19 protein-coding genes and 1 pseudogene are annotated in these 22,453 nt (G+C 60.9%); 11 read left to right on the top strand and 9 right to left on the bottom strand.

Annotated features, from left to right (window positions below; translation table 11 throughout):
* Window positions 1-31 precede the first annotated feature (31 nt).
* Both rocF and FJ936_RS29655 read left to right on the top strand, forming a co-directional pair.
* Entirely contained in the window at window positions 32-964 is a 933-nt protein-coding gene (gene rocF, locus FJ936_RS29660) for an arginase (protein ID WP_141907432.1), read from the top strand.
* 2 nt (window positions 965-966) lie between these two features.
* Window positions 967-2,022 (top strand): ornithine cyclodeaminase, encoded by a 1,056-nt coding sequence (locus tag FJ936_RS29655; protein WP_141907431.1) that lies wholly within the window; start codon window positions 967-969, stop codon window positions 2,020-2,022.
* A gap of 52 nt (window positions 2,023-2,074) precedes the next feature.
* Here FJ936_RS29655 and FJ936_RS29650 read toward each other — a convergent pair whose 3' ends face one another.
* From FJ936_RS29650 to FJ936_RS29635, 4 genes are read right to left on the bottom strand one after another with little or no spacing between them, the layout of a single operon-like run.
* Window positions 2,075-3,007 carry a 3-keto-5-aminohexanoate cleavage protein gene (locus FJ936_RS29650; protein WP_141907430.1) on the bottom strand — a complete coding sequence of 311 codons (933 nt, stop codon included), beginning with the start codon at window positions 3,005-3,007 and terminating at the stop codon, window positions 2,075-2,077.
* A 42-nt stretch (window positions 3,008-3,049) separates the two neighbouring features.
* On the bottom strand, window positions 3,050-3,898 hold the full coding sequence (locus FJ936_RS29645) for a carbohydrate ABC transporter permease (RefSeq protein ID WP_141907429.1): 849 nt from the start codon (window positions 3,896-3,898) through the stop codon (window positions 3,050-3,052).
* Window positions 3,895-4,830, bottom strand: coding sequence for a sugar ABC transporter permease (locus FJ936_RS29640; protein WP_140793787.1), 936 nt, complete (start codon window positions 4,828-4,830; stop codon window positions 3,895-3,897). The genes FJ936_RS29645 and FJ936_RS29640 overlap by 4 nt, the downstream gene beginning before the upstream one ends.
* A gap of 1 nt (window position 4,831) precedes the next feature.
* On the bottom strand, window positions 4,832-6,082 hold the full coding sequence (locus tag FJ936_RS29635; protein WP_141907428.1) for an extracellular solute-binding protein: 1,251 nt from the start codon (window positions 6,080-6,082) through the stop codon (window positions 4,832-4,834).
* 138 nt (window positions 6,083-6,220) lie between these two features.
* On the opposite strand from FJ936_RS29635, the gene FJ936_RS29630 reads away from it, so the two are divergent.
* The 4 genes from FJ936_RS29630 to FJ936_RS30680 all read left to right on the top strand — a co-directional run bounded on the left by FJ936_RS29630 (window position 6,221) and on the right by FJ936_RS30680 (window position 11,015).
* Entirely contained in the window at window positions 6,221-7,156 is a 936-nt protein-coding gene (locus FJ936_RS29630) for a BadF/BadG/BcrA/BcrD ATPase family protein (RefSeq protein ID WP_246680602.1), read from the top strand.
* The gene (locus tag FJ936_RS29625; RefSeq protein WP_141907426.1) at window positions 7,153-8,175 is read left to right on the top strand and encodes an SIS domain-containing protein; all 1,023 of its coding nucleotides are present in this window, start codon (window positions 7,153-7,155) and stop codon (window positions 8,173-8,175) included. Before FJ936_RS29630 ends, FJ936_RS29625 begins: the two co-directional genes overlap by 4 nt.
* Window positions 8,176-8,315: 140 nt before the next feature.
* Window positions 8,316-9,521 carry an ROK family transcriptional regulator gene (locus FJ936_RS29620; protein WP_141907425.1) on the top strand — a complete coding sequence of 402 codons (1,206 nt, stop codon included), beginning with the start codon at window positions 8,316-8,318 and terminating at the stop codon, window positions 9,519-9,521.
* A 1,353-nt stretch (window positions 9,522-10,874) separates the two neighbouring features.
* A complete protein-coding gene (locus FJ936_RS30680) occupies window positions 10,875-11,015 on the top strand; it encodes a hypothetical protein (protein ID WP_181763206.1) in 141 nt (46 codons plus the stop codon).
* A gap of 5 nt (window positions 11,016-11,020) precedes the next feature.
* On the opposite strand, the gene FJ936_RS30675 is transcribed toward FJ936_RS30680, so the two are convergent.
* A complete protein-coding gene (locus FJ936_RS30675; protein ID WP_181763205.1) occupies window positions 11,021-11,227 on the bottom strand; it encodes a hypothetical protein in 207 nt (68 codons plus the stop codon).
* Between the two features lie 400 nt (window positions 11,228-11,627).
* Here FJ936_RS30675 and FJ936_RS29605 point away from each other — a divergent pair, with 400 nt between their 5' ends.
* Both FJ936_RS29605 and FJ936_RS29600 read left to right on the top strand, forming a co-directional pair.
* Window positions 11,628-14,312 carry a PAS domain S-box protein gene (locus FJ936_RS29605; RefSeq protein ID WP_141907424.1) on the top strand — a complete coding sequence of 895 codons (2,685 nt, stop codon included), beginning with the start codon at window positions 11,628-11,630 and terminating at the stop codon, window positions 14,310-14,312.
* Window positions 14,302-14,799 (top strand): response regulator, encoded by a 498-nt coding sequence (locus FJ936_RS29600; protein WP_224528408.1) that lies wholly within the window; start codon window positions 14,302-14,304, stop codon window positions 14,797-14,799. The genes FJ936_RS29605 and FJ936_RS29600 overlap by 11 nt, the downstream gene beginning before the upstream one ends.
* 467 nt (window positions 14,800-15,266) lie before the next feature.
* Here FJ936_RS29600 and FJ936_RS29595 read toward each other — a convergent pair whose 3' ends face one another.
* The gene (locus tag FJ936_RS29595; RefSeq protein WP_140793774.1) at window positions 15,267-16,001 is read right to left on the bottom strand and encodes a Crp/Fnr family transcriptional regulator; all 735 of its coding nucleotides are present in this window, start codon (window positions 15,999-16,001) and stop codon (window positions 15,267-15,269) included.
* 209 nt (window positions 16,002-16,210) lie between these two features.
* Between FJ936_RS29595 and FJ936_RS29590 the strand changes: the two genes are divergently transcribed.
* The gene (locus tag FJ936_RS29590) at window positions 16,211-16,315 is read left to right on the top strand and encodes a putative RiPP precursor (RefSeq protein ID WP_140793772.1); all 105 of its coding nucleotides are present in this window, start codon (window positions 16,211-16,213) and stop codon (window positions 16,313-16,315) included.
* Between the two features lie 313 nt (window positions 16,316-16,628).
* The gene (locus FJ936_RS29585) at window positions 16,629-16,952 is read left to right on the top strand and encodes a metalloregulator ArsR/SmtB family transcription factor (protein ID WP_140793770.1); all 324 of its coding nucleotides are present in this window, start codon (window positions 16,629-16,631) and stop codon (window positions 16,950-16,952) included.
* A 2,057-nt stretch (window positions 16,953-19,009) separates the two neighbouring features.
* Here FJ936_RS29585 and FJ936_RS29575 read toward each other — a convergent pair.
* The 3 genes and pseudogenes from FJ936_RS29575 to FJ936_RS29565 form a co-directional block, all read right to left on the bottom strand.
* Window positions 19,010-19,729: pseudogene (locus tag FJ936_RS29575) on the bottom strand (NADH dehydrogenase ubiquinone Fe-S protein 4); the annotation flags it as partial.
* 74 nt (window positions 19,730-19,803) lie between these two features.
* Window positions 19,804-20,313, bottom strand: a complete 510-nt coding sequence (locus tag FJ936_RS29570) for an Hsp20/alpha crystallin family protein (protein ID WP_141907422.1) — start codon at window positions 20,311-20,313, stop codon at window positions 19,804-19,806.
* An 87-nt stretch (window positions 20,314-20,400) separates the two neighbouring features.
* Window positions 20,401-20,877, bottom strand: a complete 477-nt coding sequence (locus tag FJ936_RS29565) for an Hsp20 family protein (RefSeq protein ID WP_141907421.1) — start codon at window positions 20,875-20,877, stop codon at window positions 20,401-20,403.
* A gap of 1,066 nt (window positions 20,878-21,943) precedes the next feature.
* Here FJ936_RS29565 and FJ936_RS31110 point away from each other — a divergent pair.
* Complete coding sequence (locus FJ936_RS31110; RefSeq protein ID WP_224528394.1) at window positions 21,944-22,153, top strand: helix-turn-helix domain-containing protein; 210 nt, start codon at window positions 21,944-21,946, stop codon at window positions 22,151-22,153.
* Window positions 22,154-22,453: the final 300 nt, after the last annotated feature.

Below are 22,453 nucleotides of genomic sequence, written 5' to 3'. Positions count from 1 at the left end.
GGCCATTCGAAACTTGGTCGTCGGGAAAACAATGCGTTGCAAAATCGTCGGGGCGCCAGTGCAAGATGGCGCTGGCAGGATGGGATGCGAGATGGGGCCGAGCGCGCTCAGGACCGCCGGGCTGGCCGAGGTGCTGGCCGGCCTTGGCCATATCGTCGAGGACCTGAGCGCCGTCCAGCCGCTTCCGGCAAGGCGCGTCGTGCATGGCAATCTGGCGCTGAAGGCCCTGCCCGAAATATCGGCCTGGACATCTGCCATCGCCGAAGCCGCCTATGCCGCAAGCGAGGACGCCATGCCGATCTTTCTGGGTGGCGATCATTCGATCTCGGCCGGGACCATCGCGGGCCTCGCGCGCCGCGCCGCCGAAACCGGACGTCCGCTGTTCGTATTGTGGCTCGACGCGCATCCAGACTTCCACACGCTCGACACCACCGCCAGCGGCAATCTGCATGGTGTTCCGCTTGCTTACGCCAGTGGTCAGCCCGGCTTTGGGGGCTATTTTCCGGAGCTGCCGGCAGCGGTCGATCCCAAGCGTATCTGCACCATGGGCCTGCGCAGTGTCGACCCGGCTGAGCGAACGGCGCTCAATGAGGCCGGAGTAACCGTGCACGACATGCGCGCCATCGACGAGCATGGCATCGCTCCGCTGCTGCGCGCTTTCCTGGCGCGCGTGTCGGCGGAAGACGGCCTGCTGCATGTCAGCCTTGATGTCGACTTCCTCGACCCGTCGATCGCTCCGGCAGTCGGCACCACCGTTCCTGGCGGCGCGACTTTCCGCGAGGCACATCTGATAATGGAGATGCTGTCCGATAGCGGCCTCGTCTCAAGCCTGGACCTTGTCGAGCTCAATCCCTTTCTGGACGAGCGTGGCCGCACCGCGACGCTGCTGGTCGACCTGACGGCCAGCCTGATGGGCCGCCGCATCATGGACCGCCCCACCCGCAGCCATTCCGGGAGCTTTTAATCATGAACACGATGAAGCTGAACGTCGTCCCCTTCGTCAGTGTCGACCGCATGATGAAGCTGGTGATCGCCATCGGTGTCGAGCGCTTCCTGACCGAGCTCGCCAGCTATATCGAGGAAGATTTCCGTCGCTGGGAACTGTTCGACAAGACGCCTCGCATCGCCTCGCATAGCCATGACGGCGTCATCGAGCTGATGCCGACAAGCGATGGGCGCCTCTACGGCTTCAAATATGTCAACGGCCATCCGAAGAACATGCGCCAGGGCCTGCAGACGGTGACGGCCTTCGGCGTGCTCGCCGATGTCGGCAACGGCTACCCGATGCTGCTCACCGAGATGACCATCCTGACCGCGCTTCGCACCGCTGCCACGTCCGCGGTCGCCGCGAAGTATCTGGCGCCGAGCGGCGCGCGCACCATGGCCATCATCGGCAATGGGGCCCAATCTGAATTCCAGGCGATCGCCTTTAAGGCGCTGACCGGCATCGATCGGCTCAGGCTCTATGACCTCGACCGGTCCGCCTCGCTGAAATGTGCGAAGAACCTGGCCGGGATGGGCTTCGACCTCACCATCTGTGGGAGTGCACAGGAGGCGGTTGAAGGTGCCGGGACTATCACGACCGTTACCGCCGACAAGCAGAACGCCACCATTCTCACAGATAACATGGTCGGGGCCGGCGTCCACATCAATGCCGTGGGTGGCGATTGCCCCGGCAAGACTGAACTGCACAAGGACATCCTGCTGCGCTCTGACATTTTCGTCGAGTTTCCGCCACAAACCCGCATCGAGGGCGAAATCCAGCAACTGGATTCCACCCATCCCGTCACCGAACTCTGGCAAGTGATCGCTGCCAAGGCGCAAGGTCGGCGAGACGCCAAGCAGATCACGCTCTTCGATTCCGTCGGCTTTGCGATCGAGGATTTCTCGGCACTGCGATATGTTCGCGATCAACTGCAGGCGACCGGCCTCTATGAGGAGCTCGATCTGCTGGCCGACCCCGACGAGCCGCGCGACCTCTTTGGCATGCTGCTGAGGGCGGCCCTGCAGCCGGCAGCTTAATGAATCGGCCGAGCTAACGGAGATCGGTGACCGCGCTCATTGGTGTTTTACCTTAGAAAGAGACCTTGTCGCCGCCTTTGAGCTGCAGGATCCGCCGCGCCTCGTCGGGGGTGGCGATGGAGGCGCCGAGCCCCTCGATGATCTGGCGCACCTTGTTCACTTGCTCGGCGTTGGATTTTGCCAGCTGGCCCTTGCCGATCCACAGCGAGTCCTCCAGCCCAACGCGCACATTACCACCCAGCGCTATGGCCTGCGTGGCGATCGGCAACTGGCTGCGGCCGGCGCCCAGCACGGACCAATGATAGTCATTGCCGAACAGGCGGTCGGCGGTGCGCTTCATATGCGCGACGTCCTCCGGATGGCTGCCGATGCCGCCCAGTATGCCGAACACGCTCTGGACGAAGAACGGTGCCTTGACCAGGCCGCGCTCGACGAAGTGGGCAAGCGTATAGAGATGGCCGATGTCGTAACACTCGATTTCAAAACGAGTGCCGCTTTCCGCGCAGGTGCGCAGGATGTGTTCGATGTCACCAAAGGTGTTGCGGAAGATGCGGTCGCGAGAGCCTTCGAGATAAGGGCGCTCCCAATCATGCTCGAAGGTCTTGAAGCGCTCCAGCATCGGATAGAGACCAAAATTCATGGAGCCCATATTCAGCGAGGCGACTTCCGGCGCGAAGGTCGCGGCCGGCTTGACCCGCTCCTCGACGCTCATCGTCGCGGCGCCGCCGGTGGTGATGTTGATGACGCAATTGGAGCGCTGCTTGATCACCTTCAAGAAAGGCGCAAAGGCCTCGGTCGACTGGTCGGGCCGGCCGTCGGCGGGATTGCGCGCATGCAGGTGTACGATGGCTGCACCAGCCTCGGCCGCCCCGATCGCGGCGTCGGCGATCTCTTGCGCGCTCACCGGCAGATGCGGCGACATTGACGTGGTATGGATCGAGCCGGTGACCGCGCAGGTGATGATGATCTTGTTCTGGTTCGCCATTTGAAGGTATCCTGGTCCTTTGAGCGCTTCGTTCACCGCGCCTTATTTCACCGCACCTTGCGTGATGCCTGAGATGAACTGCTTCGACAGCACGACATAGAGCAAGGTGATCGGTAGGGCCGCCAGCGTCAGCCCGGTGAACAGCACGCCCCAGTCGGTGGTGAATTCGCCGACGAAGACCGTGAGGCCCTGCGGCAGCGTCTTGAGATCGTCGGACGTGATCAGCACCAGCGGAAAGAAGAAATCGTTCCAGATCGGCACCGCATTCTGGATCGCAACGATAACCAGGGCCGGGCGCGCCAGCGGCAGCATGATCGAACGCATGATGCGAAATTCGCTGGCACCGTCCATACGCGCCGACTCCTCCAGTTCGCGAGGCAAGGTCCTGAGAAAGCCGGTCATGATGAACACCGCGGAGGGAATGCCCATGGCAACATAGACCAGCACCAGGCCGGCATAGCTGTCGACCAGGCCAAGCGAATCCAACTGGATGAACAATGGAATGATGGCCAGTTTCAGCGGCACGGTCATGCCGCTCAGGAAGAACATCAGCACCAGCGCGCTCAGCCTGAACTGGTAGCGGGCGATGGCATAGGCGGCCATGGTGCTGAACAGAAGGATCAAGGCCACGGCGGCCATGGTGATGCCGAGGGAATTGGCGAGGTAGCGGACGAAATTGGTTTCGCTCCACACACGCTGGGCATTGGCCAGCGAAAAGTGCGCCGGCAGGGCAAAGGGCGACGAGAAGATCTCGGCATTGGTCTTGAAGGATGACATCACCATTACGAACAGCGGATAGATCATGATCAGGGCATTGATCGCCAGCATCAGCTGGATGGCCCCGTTCTTCAACAGCTCGCCGGGTTCCCTGGTGCCGACCGCTGCGCTCACAGTTCGATCTCGCGACGGCGCAGATAGCGAAGCGCGATTGCGGTAACGCCGGCAACGATGACGAACATCATCACCGCCAGCGCGCTGCCCTGGCCGAAATCTTGAATGCCTGTCGTCGTCGAGCCGAAGGCGGTGCGGTAGAAATAGAGGCCGAGCACATCCGTCGCGCCGCCGGGGGACCCGGTTAGGCCGGCCATGACATAGGGGATTTCGAACCAGTTGAAGCTGCCGATGAAGGTCAGGATGGTGACGATGGTGACGCTCGGCGCAATCAGCGGCCAGATGATGCGCGTCATCAGCACATAGTCGCCGGCGCCATCGAGACGGGCAGCCTCGATCACCTCCTTGCCGATGCGCTGCATGCCGGCGAGCAACACCAGCGTCGGGAAGCCGAGCCAGTGCCAGACATTGGCGAACAGGATGCTGCCCAACGCGGTGTTTTCATTGCCGAGCCACGGGATGGCACCGATGCCGACAAGCGCCAGCGTCTGGTTCACAAGACCAAACAGCGGATGCAGGAACAGTTTCCACAGGAAGCCGACGATGACGGCCGACAAGACGACAGGCAGAAAGACGATGACTTGGTGGATGCGATGGCCGGGCAGCGCCTTCAGCAATGCGTAGGCAAGCAGGAAGGCGGTGCCGTTCTCGAACACCATCAGGGCCACGAAGGCGATGATGTTGTGTTTCAGGGCGTTGTAGGTCCAGCCGCTATAAGGCTGTTCGAACAGCACCTTGCGGAAGTTTTCGAAGCCGATGAATCCGGTCGGCTGCAGGCCGTTGAACTCATAGAAGGCAAGCCGGAAGGCCGAGAGCAGCGGCCACAGCACGAACAGCACCATGACCACCAAGGCTGGTGTCAGCAGTGACGCGATCCAGAGTGACCGGCGCCACGGAAAAGCTTTTGTGGTGTGGCTCCGGCCGCTGCTCATCTCACTTGCCCTGGAAAGGCTTGTACCATTTGGCGAGGCCGTCGTTCAGGTCGGCGGCCAGTTGGTCCGGGGTGATCGAACCCGACATCATCTTGGTGATGTCGCCCTGCAGCAGCTCCGATCCCGTCGGCTTCTGGAAACGAAAGTAGACGACATTGATATGCGGCATGGCGGTCTCGTTCAACTTGGCGACGTGGGCGAGCAGCTCGTCCTTAATGACCACGCCCTTGATCGGCGAGATGTTGCCGAGCAACGCCGAGAACTTGTCACCGAACTCCTTGGTGCCCATCCAGTTGACCAGCTTGAGCGCGGCCTCCTTGTTGGCCGACTTGGCGTTAACGGCGTAACCGCCGTCAAAGAACTTGGTCACCTGCGGCACACCGCCGGCCTTGGCCATTGGCGGGGCGACGAAGTCCATGTTGATGGCGGGGTTCTGGGTCCGGTAGCTGGCGATGTCGAAGCTGCCGCCGGCCAGCATCGCCGCCTTGCCGCTGATGAACAGCTGGCCAGCGGTGTCGTAGTCGATGCCTTCAAAACCGGGAGGCATGTAGTTGCGCAATTCGAGCAGCTTGCCGAGTGCCGCGATGTAGCGTGGGTCCTTAAAGGTGGTCTTGCCCGACGTCAGATCTGTGACAAAGTCCTGGCCGAGGAACGGGTTGGTGAAGATGGCGACGAACATCTCGTTGAACCAGCTTGTTCCCATGCCGTTGGCCAGGGGATAGATACCCTTGTCCTTCAGAGCCTTGCTGACGGTTATGAATTCGGCCCATGTGGTCGGCGGGGTCAGTCCGGCCTTGGCGAAGACGTCCTTGTTGATGAACAGACCGAGCGTCTGCGAGGCGAAGGGCAGGGAATAGACCTTCTTGTCGGCGCGATAGGTGCCGGCCACCAGCGCATCGGCGGGCTGGTTGGCGAGTGAAGGAACCGTGGTCAGATCCTGCGGCTCGAAATAGCCTGCTTTCACGAACTGCTCAAGCCAGCCATAGGCGTGAGTATGAATGACGTCACCGCCCTTGCCGGCGGCCAGCGCCGTGGAGACGATGGTCGGATAATTCTCGTCCGGGAACGACTCGAACTTCACATGGATGTCCGGATTCTCCTTGGTGAAATCGGTGAAAAGCTCGTTGTAGGCGGCCTTGTCTTCCTGACGCCAGGTCCAGAACGAGATGTCGGTAGCGTGAGCCACGCTTGCCGTGAGTCCCCATGCGAAAGACGCGGCCGCGAGGGCCAGACCAATCCTTCTCCTGCTCATGTTGCAATCTCCCAATCGCGCTTGATGCGCTTTTTACGACGATCACCAAATCATAGTTGTTGCCGTCTGGGAAGATAGTTTGTAAAGTTTCCTAACTAAGTGATCGGACGCGGCAACCCGCTTTGTCCGGCATGCGCGGTGGATGTCTTGACCCAGAAAATCATTGCAGGCGTGGATATAGGCGGCACCAAGACGCGCATCATGGCATGCCTGGGCGAGCGCACGATCGCCGACGAGGTGCTGGTCACGGAGAGTTGGCGTATTCGGCAGATGGAAACCGATGCCACGAGGCTCGCCGACATCGTCGCCGGGTTGTGCGGTGGCGTGGCGCCCGTTGCGCTGGCAGTCGGCGCGCACGGCTGCGACACGGGTGAACAATGCCTGCGCTTCCAGGCGCTGCTGGCGAGCAGGACCGGCGGCGCGGTGCAGGTGGTCAATGACGCCGAACTGATGGTGCCCGCCGCCGGCCATAGCGATGGCATCGGCGTCGTCGCCGGCACAGGTTCCATCGCGGTGGCGCGCACGGCCCAAGGCAAGATGCTGGCGGCCGGCGGCTGGGGCTGGATCCTCGGCGATGAGGGCAGTGCGCCGGCTTTGGTCCGCGAAGCCGCCAAGGCGGTCCGCCACAGCCTCGACAGGGGCGAGGATGGCGACCCGCTGATTGCCGCACTGATGCACGAACTCGTTACTGACGACCAGACCAAGCTCGGCATCCTGCTCAACGAAACGCGCGGTGCCGCGGTCTGGGGGCGCTATGCCAATGCCGTGTTCGACGCGGCCATCGCAGGATCGGCTCTGGCCATCCGCGTTATCAGGGAAGGCGGGGCAGGACTTGCCGCGCTTGTCGAACTGTTGATCCAACGCGGCGCCAATCCTGCTCTGGTCGTGGCTGGCGGCGGTGTCATCTCGGAGCAGCCGATGCTGATGAAGGCATTCGTCGCGGCCATGGCCGAAGTGTCGCCGGCGAGCCAGATCGTGCTGCTGCGCGAGCCGCCGGTGCTCGGCGGCGTCGCCTTGGCCCGGCGGCTGCTCGTCGGCCAGGGCTATCCTCCCACATTGGAGCTGTTTGAATGATGAAGCGTATTGGCTATCGCCCGGCGGTGACGCGCCAGACGGAAAGTCTCGAGATCGGCAGGCGCTCAGTGGCCGCGGCACTCGATGGCCTCGATCTGCGAGCCTTTGCCGGCAAGACGATCGGGCTTGCCGGCATCGGCGCCAGCTACCAGGCGGCGCTGGCCGGCGCGCTTTATCTGCGCGCCTCAGGCATCAGGGCCTTCGCCTATACGCCGACAGAGCTCTATGGCCGCACGGATGCGGCCGCCGATGCCTTTATCGCATTGTCGGCCTCTGGGCAAAGCCGAGAAATTTTCGATGTCATGCGCGAGGCATCCGCGTCGCCACGCGTGGCAGTCTGCCGTGGCAGCCACAATCCGCTGGCTGATTTGACCGACGCTGTTCTTGCCACGGAGTCGGGCGACGACAATGGCGCCAGCTCGACCGGCTACACCGGGACCTTGCTGGCGCTTGGCATGCTGATCGACAGCCTTGCCGGCAACAGCTTCGACTGGACGCGTTTGCCCGGCGCGGTCGCGACCGTCCTCTCCGGCTCGAAACATGCTGCCGGGCAGGCGGCGCGGCTGCTGCAGGGCAGAACATCCATCGACATCGTCGGCGCCGGTGTCAGCTTCGCCAATGCCGGCGAGGCGGCGATGCTGATCCGCGAGGCTGTTCGCGTGCCGGCATCCGGATGGGATACGCTTAACTATCTGCATGGACCAATGGAATCGCAGGATACGGCGACCGGATTGATCGCCATCGGCGATGGTCGTGAGGTGAAGATCGCGCAGGATGTCGCCGGCTTCGGCTGCCCATCGGTGCTGGTCACGCGGCGCATGGACGTCGTTTCGGCCGACAGGCTGGTGGTGATTTCCATCCCAGCCCTTGGCAATACCATCGCCGATGCCATTCTGGAGATCGTCGTCATCCAGCTTGTCGTCGGCGATATGCAGGACGCCGCCGGCCTGACCGACATTGTTTTCCGTTACCGGCAGACCGATACCAAGCTGAAGCCGTGGTCGCCGACGGAAGTCTGACATCCTTGTGCGGACGTCGTGTAAATTGCCAAACCGGCCACCAATGGGGCATTGAGGATGGGATGCGACTTTGAGTCGTGGCGGCGTTTTCGCTGCACCGACCGGAGACAGGATTTCAGGGCAAAGGTCGAACGGCTGAGATGACGGCTGCGGAAATCCCCAAGCTGACCGACAGCGCCCGAGCCGTGCTGCGCGTACTCGCCGCCCATGGGCCGGTCACGCGGCCGAAGCTCGGTGCCATGCTCGACCTGTCGAAGCCGACGATGTCGGCAGCCGTGTCGGAGCTGAGCGCGCTCGGTCTCGTCGCCTCACGCGGCCTGGAACGCGGCGCCATTGGCCGCACCGCGACCATCTACGGCATCGGCTCGGGAGCGGGCTACGCGATTGGCATCGATGTCGGCGCCGCCCAGGTGCGGGCGGTTGCCTATTCGATGGACACACAGAAGCTGGCATCTGCGGAAGAACCGATTCCGGAAGCCAACGCCGGCGATGCCGACGAGGTCGGCGCCATCGTCCTGTCGGTGGCGCATGCCACGATGGCCAAGGTCGGCAAGAGTTTTCGCGCGCTGCGGGCCATCGCCGTGGCGGTGCCGCGCATTGTATCCAATGATCGTTTCGACCGCCCTGGTGGGCCGTCCGCGGTGCTTGACCTGCTGCGCCGTAGCATCGAGGTGCCGATCATCCTGGAAAACAACGTAAACTGCGCGGCTATCGGCGAAATGCATTTTGGCGCCGCGCAGGGCCACCGGACCTTCGCCTTCCTGCAGGTGGGCGTACGGATCGGGCTCGGCTTCATCACCGAAGGACGCTTGTTTCGCGGCGCTGGCGGTGCGGCCGGCGAAATTGGCCGCATGCCGTTTCCGTGGTCAGCCAGCGAAACGCCCTATCGTGAGGGGCTCGAACATTATCTCGGCTCACGGGCGCTGATCGAGCGTTGCCGTGCCGACTGGCCCTCCGGAGAGGGGGCGCCGCCGGATTCGGCCAAGGGCCTGTTCGCGCGCGCGCTTGAAGGGTCACGGCCGGCCATAGTGGCCGTCGAGCGTCATGCCGCCGATGTCGGCAGGCTGGCGGCCGGCTGCATCGGCATGCTTGATCCCGGATTGATCGTGCTTGGCGGCGGGGTCGGCCGAAACCCGCTGATGACGGAAAGTGTTGGAAGGGTGGCGGCGGAACTTGCATGGCCCACACGGATCGCCGTCAGTTCGCTTGAAGATGGCGGCACCGCGCTGGGGGCGGTGAAACTGGCCATGGACTACAGCCTCGGACTGATGCTGCGCGAAGGCCGGCATCCGGCTGTCGTGCTGCCGCCACTGTCCGAGTTGCAGACGGAAGCAAGGAACACTTGATAAGAAGGAAAGGCAGGCCCGGGGCGCGCCTGCCTTCGATGCGGGATGACGCCGTGCCCTACGCGGCCGCAGCGGCTGCGCGTCGGGGCCCACAACGGCAGAAGCTCGATGCCTCGTGCAAAAAGAAGCAGAACTATGCAATCGCGATGAAATCTGACGAGCCCTGGAGTTGTCAGGCATGCGTTTAGGTGCCTGCGTGATGCCCGCAAGGTGATGACGCGCGCGGAGTTCACAGCCTATGTGCGCGAGCACGTTGATCAGCTTGTCGGTCGAGCCTTCGCGCTCGACAGTTGGCGATCTGATGTTGAGGCGGCTGCCGTTGAGTAGACTGCCGCCGATCGGCGCGCCCGAGGCGCCGCGTCGCGCCCTCAACAACTGCCAAAGCAGAGACGCGCTGAAAACCGCACGCGAATGCGCTCCTCCCGGCTCTTGCGGCATTTTCTCGTGCAGAAAACGGGGCACCGCGCGGGTGTTACTTAATGCGGTTCCACAGTGAACCCTGCCGTCTGTTCGAATGACGCCAGTCCACAGCCACAATGCTAGTGTTGTCGAAGCTTGGGCGGTTGTCAGTTAGGCTCGGTGGCGTGGCACCTTGCACCGCGAAACCGCCTCGCCGATGCTTTGGGTAAACAGATGCCGAGGCACCGCCATGAAACGAATCTATGAAACGCCTGTTCTGACCAGGCGTGAATGCTTGTCGGCAGTTGCGGCCGCGATCCCGCCGTCGGTTTTGATACTCACTCCGCCCGGCTAAGGAACCGCCTTGTTATGAAGAGGCCAGCTGGCGGCTGGCGGCGTTTTGACGCTTGGGCCCGTTGGCGATGAGTTCCCTGAAGACTTGACACCAAAAGCGGTAGTCCACATTTCGACCGGCGAAATTCGCCTCCAGTGCGCAACAGGCCGCGGAGATAGCCGCCTCCGGTCCGCAGAGTTCGATTGCTGCTCTGACGGCGCGCCCATCTCCCACCGTGCCATGCGGCCGACAGCGCGACCACCCTCGAATCTCGCGCTGCTGGCTCCGGTCGGCGGGCAAACTCGTGACTCGCCATTCTAGCTATGGCAGCCTACAGAGCCACTGATCCATACGGAGCAGCGGCCTTAGTCAGAGGTATAGCACTGACCGCCGAACGTCCGACATCCTCATCTTGGAGGACGAACCTCTGATCGGGCTTGAAGTCGAGGCTTTTCTGGTCGAAGCGGGCTTCAACGTCGCCATGGCTGCAAGTTGCGCTGAGGCAGAGAAGGTATTGGAGGAACTCCATCCGGACGCTGTCGTACTCGACGGGCGGGCACTGCCGCCGCTGCGCTTCCGTACCTGCCTGCCCGGCGGCTGCATTGTCGACCTGAGTCTTGATGGGACCTTGGCCACCCTGCCGCGACGGCACCAGCCTCAAGGTCAAGGGGGCCGCGGACGGAGGCAAGGAGACGGTGCTTGCCCTGGCGCTGAACGGCTTTCCCAGCGCGATCGACAGGATGGTCGCGCTGTTGAAGTAGACGTTCTATTCCCCGTATCGCTGCTCCAGCGCTTCGGCAATTTGTTCGCAAAGCAACTCCCCGCTGACAATGGTGACGTGGAGACGCATGCGTGCGCCCTGGGGATCGACCATCGTGACCACCGCGCCGCGGTCGGAGTATTCGAACGTGTCCAGAACCTTGTGAATGACGAAGTCAGCTACATTGGGCTCCGCGCCGGCGTGGTCTTCCACGGCCTTCCTCCATCCCGAAATCACTGGGCATCCCTTTGGTCGGAAGTCGTCTGCCAAGGAGGTCTCCTCCGACAGCTGCCCGATGCGGTATTAGCGTCGATAAGAATATCAACCGCTCCGCAGCTAATTTGCGTCATGTTTCTGGAGCGGGCGGCCTCTCGGCAGAAGCCAAGCCGGGAAACCCAAATCTTTGACGGGCTGCTTTATGGATAGGTCTGACAAGCGCCAGGTCGCGGTGATGTGCAAGCCTGCGGCGAATGGCTCGAAATCATCGAGTTACCGGATTTGCTAGCCCAGCACCGGCTCACGCCTTCCCACCATCAACATTTAATTGTGCAGCCCGTTGGAACCTCTTGCGAGATCGGGCGTTGATGTGCGTTTAGGGGAAATTCAGCCTTTCATGGAACAACGAGCTTTGCCCTCCAGCATTTCTGGCGCGAAATCCTTGGGCCGTGGAGAAGTGGAAGGGCACGGTGCGGTCCTGCTCCCCGCCAGCGAGACGGAAGATTTCTTCGAGAATGCAGCCGTTGCTCTCCACCTGGTGGCGCATGATGGCACTATCTTGCGCGCCAATCGAGCCGAACTGAACTTGCTCGGCTACGCCTCGGAGGAATACATCGGCCGCAACATCCGGGAATTTCACGCCGATCCTACCGCAATCGACGATATTTTGAACCGTCTCTCTCGGCATGAGCACTTACAACACTATCGCGCGAGGCTGCGCGCCAGAGACGGCTCCATCCGTTGGGTGGAGATAACATCGAACGTGCGTTCGGATGACGGTCGGTTCCTCAACACGCGCTGCATCACCATCGACGTGACTGAAAAGGTCGAAGCAGAAGAGTTGTTGCGCGAACAGGAGCAGAGACTTGCCCTGACCTATCACAGCGCTGGTGTGGGAATAGTGGAAGCTGACGCTGAAGGTTGGCTGCTGCGTGTGAACGGACATTTGTGCCGCCTTTTGGGCTATCCGCAGGAGGAGCTTGTTGGTCGATCGATTTTCGATCGGACCTTCCCTTCCGACGTCGAGGCGGATCGCGCGAAATATTTCCAACAGGTTGCCGGCGAGATCGAAAGCTACACAATCGAGAAGCGGTTCGTCCGTAAGGACGGATCGCTTTTCTGGGCTGTCGTGACGTCTTCCAGCGTTTACGACGGCAACGGACGGTTTCGTTACGCAGTACGGGTGCAGCACGATATCAGCGAGCGAAAAGCGATTGAGGCGACACTCGCTCAAAGGGCCGAGGAGCAGGCTGCGCTGCATCGATTGACGGAAATGCTGCAGCACGCCCTTACCCGCGAAGACGTCTACGAGGCTGCGCTCGGCGCGATCCAGCGCGGTCTAAGATGTCAGCGCGCTTCTATTCTGCTTTTGGAAGGCGGGATCATGAAGTTTGTCGCGTGGCGCGGCTTGTCGGACGCGTATCGAAGCGCCGTGGAAGGCCATTCGCCCTGGTCCGCAGCAGACCACGACCCGCCGCCCATTTCCATCCGCGATGTGGAACAGGCAGAGCTCCCCAGCACCTTGAGACACGCAATCCGAACAGAAGGCATCGGCGCGGTTTGTTTCATTCCGATAACCGAAGGCGGGCGTCTGTTGGGCAAGTTCATGGCCTATTTCGACGAGGCGCATGATTGCTCTGCTGAAGAGATTGAAGTCGCTCGGACAATCGCGCGTCAGCTCGGGTTCGGCATTGAGCGTGTGAGGACACAGGATGCGGCCCAGCGACTGGCGGCAATCGTGGAGTCGTCCCATGACGCCATCGTGAGCAAAGATCTCAGAGGCGTCGTCTCGAGCTGGAACCGCGGTGCCGAGCGCTTATTCGGTTATACGGCCGCGGAGATGGTAGGCAAGCCCATCACCACTATCATTCCCGAGGATCGGCTGGATGAGGAGCCGCTGATATTGGGTCGCATCCGCAACGGCGAACTCGTGGATCATTTCGAAACGGTTCGCCGCCGCCAGGACGGAACGCTGGTGGATATCTCTCTTACAATATCGCCGGTGCGGGATGCGTCAGGCCGTACCGTCGGAGCTTCCAAAATCGCCCGAGACATAACTGAAAGAAAGGTAGCGGAAACGAAGATACGAGACAGCGAGCGCCACCTTCAAGACCTGCTCGCCGCCATTCCTGCCGCGATCTACACCACTGATCGCGACGGGAAGATCACCTACTTCAATGAAGCGGCGGTGCAACTCGCCGGCCGAACGCCCGTGATTGGCACCGACGAATGGTGTGTGACATGGAAGCTTTACTGGCCGGATGGGACGCCGCTTCCCCACGATCAATGTCCGATGGCTGTCTCACTGCGTGAGGGGCGGCCCATCCGGGGATATGAAGCGGTGGCCGAGCGGCCGGATGGTACCCGGGTTCCCTTCATCCCATATCCGACCCCTATGCGCGATGCGGCTGGAAACATCACCGGCGCCATAAACATGCTGGTCGATGTGAGCGAGCGTAAGCAGGCCGAAAGCCAGCAACGGATCTTGCTCGACGAGCTCAATCATCGCGTCAAGAACAACATGATGATGCTGAAGTCCCTGCTTTCGGTGGCCGCGAGGACGAGCAAGAGTTCGGAGGCTCGGATTGTTCTGGATGAGGCCAGCAAGCGCGTCGCCGCCATGGCTGCCGCTCAGCGGGTCCTCTATGACACGCCCGATGCCATCAACTTCGGTGCTGAGCCTTTCCTGGGAGCTGTTTGCGAGACGGCAAAACAGATGTTCCCTCCAGCCGTTCAATTGGTCTGCCAGGCAGATCCGATCCAACTGCCAAACGACATTGCGATGCCGCTGGCGCTCGCTATCAACGAGCTTTTGATCAATGCCGTGAAGTATGGCTTGCCCGGAAATGGGCATGGAACCATTCGCGTTTCCATCAGGCAAAACGGCCGACGCATTGGCCTGGTGGTCGAGGATGAGGGCCCGGGCTTCGAATTGGATTCTGTGCGCTCCTCTTCGTCAGGCCTGCGACTGGTCGAAGGCTTGGTGCGACAGATCGGCGGGACTTTCGAAGTCAGCCGGCACCCGTCCAGATGCACCGTGACCTTTCGTCAGATGCCCCAGGAGAATGGCCTTGCCAGCTAAAGCAGCAATACATGAGTTGAGCCACGCGGCGGACGTCAATCGATCCTTCAAGCCGCGGGTGGTGTTCTCCCGGGATGATATGAGCGGCGGACAGGCCGAAACCACTCGGAGCCAAGTGATCTTGGTCGTCGAAGACGATTATCTGATCGCGCTGGACATAGAGGCCGGACTGCTGGCCGAAGGCTTCTCGCTGGCAGGCCTCGCGACCAGCGCCGATGAGGCGATAAGCATGGCGCTCTCGACCAAGCCGGTGCTTGCCCTCATGGATATCCGCTTGCTAGGCAAGCGGGACGGCATCGAGGCCGCTCTGGAATTGTACCGCGATCTTGGCATACGATGCATCTTTACGACGGCGCATGGTGATCGCGACGTGAAGCTTCGAGCTGAAGCGGCCAGACCGCTGGGATGGGTGCAGAAGCCTTATTCGATTGCGACGCTAGTCGCAGCCATTCGAAATGCTTTTCAGGAGCTCGAGAAGGAGAGCTGAACGCGGGGGGAAGGTCATTAACAGTTGGACGCGCCGAGCGCGCCACGTCAGTGCTTGGTCCCTGCAATATCCGCCCCTCGGCAGCACGGCTGAGGTCACTGTGCCGAAACAATTCGCCTGCTGTGCGGACCTCCGGATCCTTAGAATGCTCCATTCAAAGTTTCGGAGGCGGAGGTTGGGGCTTGGTGGCAGCCTCTCCAGGCTCGCCGCTGGTTGAGGTCCGGGCCTCAACACCCCGCGTTTCTGCCGAGGGGCGCGACCGACCTTTTTTAGGGCCAAAGATGCCACGCAGGTAGACAAGCTCAGGCACGTACGGATCGACCGCGATCTCGCGTGGTCATCGACGCGGAGCGCAGAGCCGGTGAAGCGAAGACAGCTCGTTTAAGCGCCCATCGGCTGGCGCAGCGTTCCGTCCTGCATGCAAATGTCGAGCGGAAGACATGTATCGTGGGCAGGCTGGCGGCCTATCATGCAACGTCAGGGACAGAACTCTCGCGTGGCTGGGCATGTAATTTACGGAATGGGCGCTGCTCTTCCTCGCCGTAAGCACCGTTTGACACAATGACCAATCCGGCGCGATCGAGGATCTCAACCGCACCACGTTTGGCGCTGATGAGGCCTCGATATTCCAGCATTTGCATTGCCGTGGTCACGCCGGGGCGCCTGGTTCCAAGCATCATAGCCAAGAATTCATGGGTCAGTTCGATCCTATTGGAATCAACGCGGTCATGAGCCATCAGCAGCCAACGCGCCAATCGCTCTTCGATGTTCGAGCGGCTGTTTACGAGCGATGTGCGTGACGACTGAATCATGAAAGCGTGAGCATATCTCAACACGGTATCGCGGAGGCTCGAACTTTCGGCCAGTGCCGTGCGGAGCATTGTTGCTGACAGGCACGATCCGTTGCTGGCGATTTGGATAAAAGTTTGGTCTGGCGACCTGTCTTGGCCGAGCGCCAGTGCAAGACCAGTCATGCCCTCGCGTCCGATGACGCCGACTTCGCTTTGATGTCCGCCGGCCAGCGTGGCGACCACGGAAGCAACACCCGCCTCTGGAAAATAGACAAGTTTGATGGGCTCATTGGCCACCACCAACGGCGTCTTGATGCCGAGAATGACACGGTGCAATGAAGGCCGCACCAGCGCGAAGTCCGCGGGCGTTAGTGCCTTCAAGATATGATTGCGAAAAGTGGATTGCGGCATAGCTCTCTTCCCATTTTGGGCAAGAGCATGGTTCTCTCTCACGGTCGGACGCATCCGGCGAAAACGGCGGCCGATAGGCCACCGTATACCCCCTGTGCTGCGAATGCAAAAACGAGGGTCGACGCAAAACTGGTGATCTCACGACGGGCGATTGACAAATCTCGCTGCCGCAACGCATTTTGACTTCGAGGTAAGCGAGGAGCACCACCATGAAGAAAACCTATGAGAAGCCTGCTCTGACCAAGCGTGAACGTTTGTCCGCTATTACGGCCCTGACTTCTTCGTCGATTACCGTTACAGGCCCGATCGACTAACTGAAACATCTGCCTTTCACCACCCGCCCGCTGGCTCAGGCCGGCGGGCTTTTTTGCTTGCGGCGGGAACCAATTCTATCTGGCCAGGTTCACTCCCCGGCGTCCCTCGACACCCCCCGGACAGGAGCGCCGGAAAGTTGCTCGACAGCTTTCAAACAAAGCCCGCCACCGTCCCCTCAGTGGCGGGCTTTGGTGTGTTTAGCGTGGCGAGGTGGACTTGAGTACCTACGTGAGACAGCGTCTCGCTGAAATCAAAGCTGATCCTTCGCTTCGGAGGCGTTCCCGCGTCAGGCGACGGCTTAGGCTAAAACAGATGTCCCTTGCTTCGGAGCTGTTTGCAGCCTTAGGTTTCCGCAAACGGCTGCTGATCGTCATCTACCTGGTTGAGGGGGAGCGATCCGTTTCCGACCTGGTGGCACTGATTGGTGGGTCACGGACCGCCCTTTCACGGCATTTGAGCGGTATGGCCAAGCTGGGTATCGTCCAAGCCCGCAACCAAGGTAGCCAGCGCTGCTATTCCTGTGTTTCGAACGAGGCGAAGATGCTTGTGCGCGCTCTCAGCGACATCGCTGACAGGGACAAACTTCCGATGGGAAGACGGTCGGGAAAGGGATCATCTTCGTGGCGCCAGGGATAATGCAATGACCAAAGCCTGTTGGCTCCGGCCGGCGAGCTTTTTGTGCGCGGGAACTTGTCCGGTAGCGGAGGTTAAGTGGTCGATTCCTTACAGGATGCATCCACTCCATAAAGAAGCCCGTCGCGGGAGGCCACGCGGCGGCTTTCCGTTTCATAGCGGCACAGTTTCCATTGGCACCGAAATTGCAGCGTCTATCTCAGCTTGGGTCACCAACGCCCAGGCAGTCCCTTTTACTCATCCCCAGGGACGCCCGCCGCTGCCGTGAATGGGGCGGCGGGCAATTTGGGCAAAACACGTCGAAGTGCTATTGTGATCCACAGCTAGACGGAGGCGTCGCATGCGAATCCTCGTGGTTGCAATCGTGGAGCTTGTCTTTATGGCGGGCGGCTTCTGGCTGGCGGCGGACTGGGTGGTTAGCCGTCCTGCGCTTATCATCATTCCCGGCTGACCGGCGGTTGCAGGCGGCTCTCCAGAAGCGATCTGGCGCCGGCAACAATGGGAGTGAAGTCGGCCGACGCAGTGCCTGAGAGCTACCGCGTCGGCCAGGCGACCTACAGGTCCGCCGCGCGCTGACAAGACAGAATGATGGTCACGCCGTCAACTCATTGCTGGGACTTCAGTCGGACTCGCTACAGCGAACATTCGGGGTATTATCCCGCCTTCTTCTGTTTGTCAGCGAGGGGTCCCCGATGGGCAGTTTGAAGCGCATACTTCCGCCTGGATTCACCCCTCAAGAGCTTATACGAGCTGTACGTCCCGACTGTCGCCAAGGGGATGTGATCTCTATCGGGGAAACCATCCAGGAGCTTCGCGCACGCGCGCCTGGTTGCGCCGATACCGACGAGGCCCTTACGGCTGCTATCGTGAAATTCGCAACTGGTAGGGCCATGGCGGTCAGCTTCGATGGGCGAGAGCGTCCAACGTCGCATTGACACTGACCAAGAACCCCCATCCGCCGCCAATGTGTCGTTCTAATACGCATGTCCTGGCACCAGCCTTGCACGGCCATTTCATCTTGGGAGAAGATGAAAATGGCTCTATCCAATCAGCTGCTCGACAAAAACCTGACCTTTCAATGTCCGAGCTGCAAAACCCCACTGGTCAGGAAAGGCTCGTGGGTCAAGTCCGTAACGACGTTCACCTGCAAGCGATGCGGCGAAAGGGTACGGCTCTCGTACAGCGAGAAGCTTGAAATTTTCAGGTTGGGTGCCGCTGCGCGCGACACTGGAACCTGACGTCGCGTTGTCTTCTTTGTTCGTCCGTTTGAATGACCCGGGTCAATGGCCACGATGCTAATTTCAGATAAGCTGGCTACGGTTTTGCCAGTTAGGCTCGGTGGTTTTGCCCTGCGAGATCAAACCACCGAGCCGCCGCCTGGTCAGATGGGCCTTTCCATGCGGGCTGCAACATACCATGCAAAGGTCTAGAGCTAATTAGCTATAACTAATTGAATCGCGGTTGGGTAACAATCGCGGACGTGAGGGTCGGAGTATCGAGTTGAGATTATGGCCGGCGGGTCGTTGTGTCTTCGCAGGTGGTCATGGCCCAGGTGCCATTCAAAGCGGCAGAAGCACACCTCGGCCAGCCGGTCACATTGAGGCATTAGGAAGAAAACTGGCTGCGTGTCACCGAAATAAGAGGCGGGAAGCGAACCTTCGCTTATGTTCCGTCGGGTGAGGGCGGCATGAGCACTCGCCGCGTCAAACTTCTCGACAAGCGGCTGAGCAGCCAGTCCAAACGTGATCTCGGTCTCGGAGGCTATTCAGAAGCTTTTCGCCGACGCCAAGGCGATCGGGATCAGCAGTACCGAGTTCGAGGATGGCTGAAATGGGCGGTCTCCGGACGGTCCGCTATCGGAGGTCGAGGATCAAATAGCGGCCGTTGAAGGGCTCCGATTCAGCGACGGCTTTCGACCTCATTTGCGTCGGCTGAGACGCGGGAGGCGCATTGTCGTGGGAAAGCGGAAGGCGGCATAGGACGGCGTCGCCACGCCGATCAGCCATTTGCCGTCGCACTGAGAGCGAGGCTCTCTTGCCTGAACCATCCCGGTTGGCGGCAACCTCGCGTTCGAGCGCGAGCAGCGCCTGCTCGACCTCATCGAGACGCGACGGCCGACTGTTTTCAGGCATGCCCTCATTGGTCGCCTGGTCGATCAGGTACTCCGTCAAGATCCAGTTCATCAGGATCGAGCGCTTCGCCTCCAGCGGCAGCGTCAGATCGCGGACCAGGTCCATAGGCGATGTCCAGCCATCCGATCCGGAGGGATCGTTGCGATTGGCGGCACTGTCGAGGGCGCGCCCGTAGCTCTCCTGAAGGACGGCAAGTCCGAGCCGCTCAAGCACAGCATCTGAGGAAGCGCGCGTAGAACTCCCGGCCTGTGCAGGCATCTCATCGAGCCGCAGGCAACGGCCCTTGCCGACCAGCGCGGTCGGCGTCTGGACGACATAGGTCAGGCCCTGCCGCTCGGCGTAGCGGATGGCCGATTCCAATGTCGGAAAGCCAAGCTCGACCTGGGCCAGCGTGTCGTCGCCGCTCGTATAGCCCATCAGCGGCTCGATGAACGGCGCTGTGCGTCGCTCGAAAACGAGGCGCCAGCCCTTCGAGCGTGCCTTGCCGAACGTGGTCACCGCGCGCGACGGCTTGTAGATGCGCGCGACCGCATCGTCTGTGAAGAGCGAGCGCCCCATCGAAAGGGGCTTGTGCAGGTTGTCGTTCGACGGCCACCCCTGCGGGTCTGGCATTCTGGTTGATCTGTCGACCTGTCTCGTCATCTCCATTGTTCATCCCTCCCTGTCTGGCGAAGGATGCTGCCGGCGGCGGCAGCTGGCCCGCCGCCGGCGCCTGCCATGCGTTAGCTCTTGATGGCGATGCGCTTGACCTGCGACTGCGCCCTCTCGCTCTTGGGCAAGGTCACGGTCAGCACACCATTGCTGAAGCGCGCGTCGACCTTGTCGTCCTTGACCTCGTAGCCGAGTGGGATGCGCCGCTCGAAGTGGCCATAGAAACGCTCGGAGAACTGCCGGTCCTTGTCCTCCGTCTCGGAGTGTTTTTCACCCTTCAACGTCAGCACACCGTCGTCGAGCAGAACTTCGATGTCCTTCTCTTCGAGGCCAGGTATCTCGGCTGTCACCTTGATCTCCTTCTCACTGTCGGAAATCTCGACGCTCGGCCAACCGCCGCTGAAGGCGGAAGGAGTGTTGAAAGAGGGATGTTTCGAGCCGAAGCCGCGAAAGACGTCGTCGAACAGCCGGTTCACCTCGCGATGCAGGGACAGGAATGGGTCGCGCTCGCTATCGCGGAACACAGTTGGAACCTGGTTGCCGTTGCCGCGGTTCCAGGGGATCAGATCACGGACATTCATTGTTCTTCTCCTTCTGTTTGTTCGTTTGTTCCCGCCAGCGCCGGGGATTGCCCGACGCCGTGCCCAATTGGCGCTGTGGGAGCGGCTTCAGGCGGCCTGCTTATCGGCCTCGATCTGCTTCGTCTCGACCTTGGGCAGCGCCTCGCCGGCCGCAATCTCGATCTTGCGGGGCTTCATTTCCTCGGGAGTCTCGCGCTTGAGATCGATCGCCAGCAGGCCATTGACTAGGCTTGCGCCTATGACCTTCACATGGTCGGCCAACTCGAAGCGGCGCTGGAAAGGACGCTCGGTCATACCGCGATGCAGATACTGGCCGGTGTCCTCGCCAGCCTTTTGACCGGACACCATGAGCATGTTCTGCTCCTGGGTGATGGTCAGATCGTCCTGCGAAAAACCGGCCACCGCCATGGTGATGCGGTAGTCGTGCTCGCCAGTCTTGACGGTGTCATAGGGAGGCCAGTTGTCGATAGTTTCGACGCGGCTTGCAGCCTCCAGCGCGTTCAGCATTCGGTCGAAGCCGATGCTCGACCGGAATAGGGGAGAAAAGTCGAGAGTGGTTCTCATAGCCACATCCTCCTTTGAGCAATATGGATACAAGGTCTTCTGCCACCGGATGCTCTCCGGCCGGCATACCGGCCCCGATGGCGCCGGCGGTCATGATTTAGTTCACTGGATTGGCTGTTCAAGAGGCCGGCGTCTTACTATGCCTTTAACCGGAACTCGACTGGGTGCTGATGTCTTGGCGCGTCTTCACCAGCAAGACTTCAGCGACTGACATAAAGATCGGACCTGCCCCTCGGCGACGCCCGATTGAGATCAGCACTCTGCGATGAGCAGACCAGGGCTCTCCCGCTGCCGTACTCAAGCAGCAGGCCCAGCGCATCGCGTCCCACCTGCTCAAGCTATTTTTGAACGGCCTGATAACCTAGGAGCAACTTCTGGACGCCGAGAGGAACCGGGCCGGACGGCTAGAGCATCCGCTTCCGCCCCAGAACGTTGTGGCCGACAGCCAGCTGCACGTCGGCTAGGAAGTTTGCCCAGCTCCCCGGCCGGGTGCCGCCTGCCTTTTCACAGACGGAAGGGAAGCAATTGAGGAAGCGTGTGTGAAGGCTGGAGCAGGCGCTGAAGCCAGCCAGTTCACAGCCGCTGTCGTGAACGAGACAACTGAGGTTGGTGATGTCGGAGCTCAAGTTCCGCACCCCGTCGAGCGAGAGCCAGGTAGCGCCAAACTCATGGTCTGGATGGACGTCCGCCCGGCCTTCACATTGTTGGCCATTTGGAAGGCGGCGCGGTGGTGCCGCGGTGCCCGGCAAGACCGGCCGTAAGCACAGAGGCTCTCCCTGTGCTATTTGCTTACGATCAAGTCCACCAACCGAGGATCTACGATCGGGGAGCCGGTATATACCCGGACAAGTTCCTCAGCGTATTTTCGCCACTTGCTCTCCGGGATGCCTTCTTCCAAGACCGATTTTTGGAAGGTCGTCCTCAGAATATCCGCATCGAGTGCTGACAGTCCGTGTTTCGCCATGTTTCCTTCGTGCCCCCCGGCCCGGCTGCATCTCGAATGTAAGCCCGTAGGGGACCTGTTTCCCGAAGCTTCAAGCCGCGCGGTCAAGCGGCCTTCCTTTTGATGGACCGCAACCTCCAGGAGAAGGTGTCGGTCACCGAGATGGCGGCCAGATTGAATTGCTCCGGGCGCCAGCTGGAGCGTCTCTTCGGCATAGAGTTGGGCGCAAGCCCCATGGCCGCCTATCTAGCTCTGCGTGTGCACGATGCGAAATCGCTTCTCGACGCCAGCGATCTGCAGATCGGTGAAATCGCGTTCCGATGCGCCATCTAACGTGAGCGGTCCGGCATAAACCCCGCGGAACGCCGGACCGCTAAGGAAGTGCTCGCGCGTTTGCACTTCCTCGATCGAAAAGGCTTAGAGCTGCAACGCCGCAGTAACCGTATTCATTGGCGCCCAACCGATGCGCTGAATTTTGCAAGGCCTCACGTCGACCGCAAGTTTGTGTCCTGCGAAAATCAAGCCGATTCCGCTCGCAAATTCCAGTTTTCAGTCACCTACTGCCGAGCTTCCAAAGCCCTCAATTCCGTGCTCCTGAGCCATCCGTTCGTCCCTGCTACGGCCGATCAGCAG

The organism is Mesorhizobium sp. B2-4-13, assembly GCF_006658535.1.
Taxonomy (GTDB): domain Bacteria; phylum Pseudomonadota; class Alphaproteobacteria; order Rhizobiales; family Rhizobiaceae; genus Mesorhizobium; species Mesorhizobium australicum.
This window is presented reverse-complemented; position numbering and strand designations above follow the sequence as displayed.